Annotated in this window: 4 protein-coding genes; all 4 read left to right on the top strand. The window is 29.5% G+C overall.

Features of this window, described 5'->3' with window-relative positions:
- Positions 1-210: 210 nt before the first annotated feature.
- A complete protein-coding gene (locus ACH2BO_RS00425) occupies positions 211-2,190 on the top strand; it encodes a hypothetical protein (protein WP_395042784.1) in 1,980 nt (659 codons plus the stop codon).
- Positions 2,180-2,716, top strand: a complete 537-nt coding sequence (locus ACH2BO_RS00420; RefSeq protein WP_395042783.1) for a hypothetical protein — start codon at positions 2,180-2,182, stop codon at positions 2,714-2,716. Before ACH2BO_RS00425 ends, ACH2BO_RS00420 begins: the two co-directional genes overlap by 11 nt.
- A gap of 210 nt (positions 2,717-2,926) precedes the next feature.
- A complete protein-coding gene (locus tag ACH2BO_RS00415) occupies positions 2,927-3,592 on the top strand; it encodes a hypothetical protein (RefSeq protein WP_395042782.1) in 666 nt (221 codons plus the stop codon).
- A 12-nt stretch (positions 3,593-3,604) separates the two neighbouring features.
- Entirely contained in the window at positions 3,605-4,051 is a 447-nt protein-coding gene (locus ACH2BO_RS00410; protein ID WP_395042781.1) for a hypothetical protein, read from the top strand.
- The last annotated feature ends 146 nt before the right edge of the window (positions 4,052-4,197 follow it).

Below are 4,197 nucleotides of genomic sequence, written 5' to 3'. Positions count from 1 at the left end.
TTCATGCAATTGCGATATTTGTGGTAGCCGGACGTATATCTTTCGCAACAATTATTATCTTAGCAGAAAATACGCAGTTACGAAGCTCGCAACTGACATGAAGCGGCGGAACGTTAGCAAACATTTTATGAAAAACGAAACGTAAAACAATAACAACGATAAACTTACGTTAGTAAATCAAGTAACTAAATCCTTTTAATTTTATAAACTATGAAGAAAATTTTGTGTTTCCTTTCCGCTATCGTTCTAATTACAAGTTGTAATGACGATGAAATTTCAAAAGACTCTGAAACCTCAAAGTCTGATAATACATTAGCAATGCGAACTAATGAAAATGACAAACCCGATGAACAAATGCCTATTGTATTAGGAGAGAAATTAAAAAATCCTTATACAGTTGCAAATATGCAAAGTGCCTTTGATTATTATAATTCAGTTGTTCCAAATTCTCCTTTTGAGGGCAAAACCGTTGAAGCAACTCACTATTATATTAAAATTACACCAAGCACAATTGAGCAACTTGAAATGTTAGATGAATTAGATAATAGTGATGATGAAAATGCTCCAATTTTGCAAGACTATCCTCTTGATTATGAAATTAAAGAGGAAGGTGATTATTATGTTATGCCAAAAGATGAAAATGACATTTATCATTCTGCTTATACTTTAATACCTGTTAATTATCAATTTCCTTCAGCTGTTTCTTATGAAATTCTTGATAAAATATATGAGCCAACAGAAGAAGAATATGATGTTGAAACTGCTGCCTTATTTTTTGCTAATTGGCAAGAAGACCTATTAGCAGATGATATAAATATAACTATAGAAACATTACCAGATTATTTAATAAACTCATTAGCAGAACAATCTTCAAATAGATTGTTTGGAAAAAGGTACAGACCAAATGGATATGTAAAAGTTGAAAATACAGATAATCAAATTCTAGAACCTTTATTAAAAGCAAAAATTAGTATTGGTCGAAATGTTTTTTGGAGATACACATATACTGATAATAACGGCTATTTTGAAGCTCCTAAAAAGTATCGTGGAAAAGTTAGGATTAGAGCTAAATGGAGAGGTTATACAGCAACTATAAGAAAAACTTGGAATGAAATATTAGGTTTATGGGTTTCTGACCATCTTATGACAATTACTAGAGGAAATAATGGAATTACAAAAAACATAATGTATGGCGAACCACACCAAGGTATATTTGGAATTGATTTAGCAGGAGGTCATTTGTGGTTTAAAGGAACAACACATAACGGTTTAAGAAAATACATTGATTTCTCTAATAGCAATGGTATTTCAAATACTGTTGGCACAGCCAATGTATGGTGTTTTGCAAAGGGAAAGAATGCATCCACTCCAATGCTACACAAATACCCTCAATTAGCAGGTATGTCTACAATTGCCAACATTGGACAAGCTAATTTTTGGAATGTAATGACAAATGTAGTTGGAGGTATAGTCGTTTCACTAGTTCCAGTACATTTAAGACCTGATTTTATTTTTGCTGGATTAAAAGATAAAAAAATAAAGTCTGATGGGCAAAGTAATACTGTAAGAATACATCAAACAATCTTCCATGAATCGGGACATTTTTCACATGCAATAAAAGCAGGTGCAAGCTTTTGGGCTCAAGTATATGCTAGTGAAATGAGTAACTCGTTTTTGCATGGCGATTCATATTTAGATGGTAGTTATCCTTCATTTACTGCTGCTAAAAGAATTGGGCTTGCTGAAGGTTGGGGTAATTTTTGCGAATTTAAAATTACTTCAGCTATTTATGGGAAAGCGTATATGGGTTCAATAAATGGAACTAACATGTACTCAAGTAGTAATATAAATACTTACATGGAACGTTTTAATATTTATGATACACCAATGAGTTTTACACAATATGTCGATAGGCATTGGTTTACCCATGGTGTGATGTGGGACGTTTTGGACAATCAAGTAGACACAAATTTATCTAAACATAGAAATGGTGATAGAACAATAATTATTAATGATATTGTAGATAATTGTTTTGTCGGCAACTCAAGTAACACAAATGATTTATCATCAATATTCAATAGATTAAGCTCAAGTGTTGAAACTACAACTCAATTTAGAGATGCATTGATTAATACTTATCCTACACAAGCAACTCCAATCAGAAACTTATTCAATAGCTATGGTTACTAAATTATTGAAATTTACAGGTTTATTCCTCCTCTTGACAACCCTAACGGGTTGTCCTGGTGGAGATGATGATTGCTTTGATTATGGGGCTACTGCAAGAGTTGATAATTTAATCACTTTGTTGCCTTTACAGTCAGTATATAATCAAGGAGATGTAATAACGTTAAAAATTATTATCCCAACATTAAATAATTATTTTGGTCAAGAATTAAATTTATTTGAAAAAACTAACGATTTAAACGCAAGATTAGTAACGACATCAAGGTATCTTTTTACAGATAATCAAGTTACTTATCTTAAAGGTTCTATGGAAGCATATAATGGAGGTTGGTCTAATATTATTTATAATAATGTAACTGGCGAATATGAATTAGAAATTCAAGTAAAACTAAATAGAATTGGTAATTATAGTTTTTTTACAGATGATTCAATTGAATTTCAAGGTTCATCAAAATGTAATCGTTATCGTTTAGATACAAATATAGCAGGTTGGAATACTGATGGTAAAATTGAGTTTTCAGTACAATAAAAAACGTTTGCTAACACACGTTTGTAGCAATTGGGGCTTTTGGTTTAATCAAAAGCCTTTCTTGTACTTGCGAAGTTCAGTTTTAAACCGAAAGAAAAGTGAATATTTAACCCCAACTGCTACAAGCGTGGGAACGTTGTGTGTAATGCCTGCGGTGCGGAAAACACTAACTAAATTTAAATTACAAATCTTTAGAATTGAAATAAAAAAATGAGCTTATTTGAAAATATTTTCAACAACAAAACTGAAAAAAAAATCGAGTTTTTTGATTTATTAGCTTTATTAAATAATTTCACAAAAGTTAAAGAAAGAGTTTATGAAGATAAAAATGGAATCAGATATGTACAAACTAAATTAGGATTTCAAAAATCAGAACAATTTAATTTAATTATGCTAAATGAGGAGTTAGAAAAAAAAATACTTAATTTAGAAACTGATTTTAGAATTAATTCCATTAAACTAAAAGAAAAAAATATTAAATATGCTGAACTTCAAAAAGAATACAAAATTGCTTTCAAAAACAAAAAATATGAAGATAGAATTTCAGCAAAACAACAAAGACTAAATTTACTTAAAGCAAAAAAAAATAATATAAAAACTGAACTATCAAAAAGTAAAATAGAATTAAAAACCTTGAGAGAAGATATTAAAGAAAATGAGAATTATTTTAATTTAAATATTAATGATACAATCTTGTATGCTGAAACCAACCAAATAGAAAAATTGTTAAGAAAAGTGAAAAGAATTTCAGAATATCAAAATTTTTTGATAACTAAATCCAAAAGCCAAAATATTGAAATTAATAAACTTACAGAAAATAATGAAATCTTAAAAGAAGAGATCAACAAACTAAAAGAGAAATACGAAGTTGAATAAAAAAATAAAAAAATGAGTACTAAATACACAAAAAAAATAATCTACTATCTTGAAGGCGATTCACCTGATGAAGAAATGATGGAATGGGTTGAAAAACAACCATTAATTGACCAACCCGATATTCTAAGAGAATTTAAAAAATTGTGTCAAGAAAAATTTGATAAAGTTGGAATTTTTAATTTTGATTTTGAAGAAATTGATAGACAAATTGAAGTGTATGAAGAAGCAATTTTAACTGAAAAACTTGCCGAAGCTAATCTTGTAATGGCTCAACAAGATTTAGATAAACAAATGCAATTAATTGATGAAACAGTTGCTGGTGTTAGAAAATATGTAATTGAAAGTATTATAAACAATGAAGAAAATGCAGAAGCAATGAAAGAGTTAGCGCAGAAAATAATTGCAGGCGAAAAAGAAAACGATGTTTACGATGAAAACAATTGGAAAGAAATTTTGTAATTAAATTAAAAATATCGTTGAAAAGAAGCACTACACACAACAGCCGTTTCATGCAATTGCGATATTTGTGGTAGCCGGACGTATATCTTTCGCAACAATTATTATCTTAGCAGAAAATACGCAGTTACGAAGCTCGCAACTGACAT

The organism is Flavobacterium sp., from assembly GCF_043773265.1.
Taxonomy (GTDB): Bacteria; Bacteroidota; Bacteroidia; order Flavobacteriales; family Flavobacteriaceae; genus Flavobacterium.
This window is presented reverse-complemented; position numbering and strand designations above follow the sequence as displayed.

What these genes read in the sequence shown, in the direction of transcription:
- ACH2BO_RS00425 (WP_395042784.1), top strand. Translation starts at nt 211, where the DNA reads ATGAAGAAAATTTTGTGTTTCCTTTCCGCTATCGTTCTAATTACAAGT.
- ACH2BO_RS00420 (WP_395042783.1), top strand. Translation starts at nt 2,180, where the DNA reads ATGGTTACTAAATTATTGAAATTTACAGGTTTATTCCTCCTCTTGACA.
- ACH2BO_RS00415 (WP_395042782.1), top strand. Translation starts at nt 2,927, where the DNA reads ATGAGCTTATTTGAAAATATTTTCAACAACAAAACTGAAAAAAAAATC.
- ACH2BO_RS00410 (WP_395042781.1), top strand. Translation starts at nt 3,605, where the DNA reads ATGAGTACTAAATACACAAAAAAAATAATCTACTATCTTGAAGGCGAT.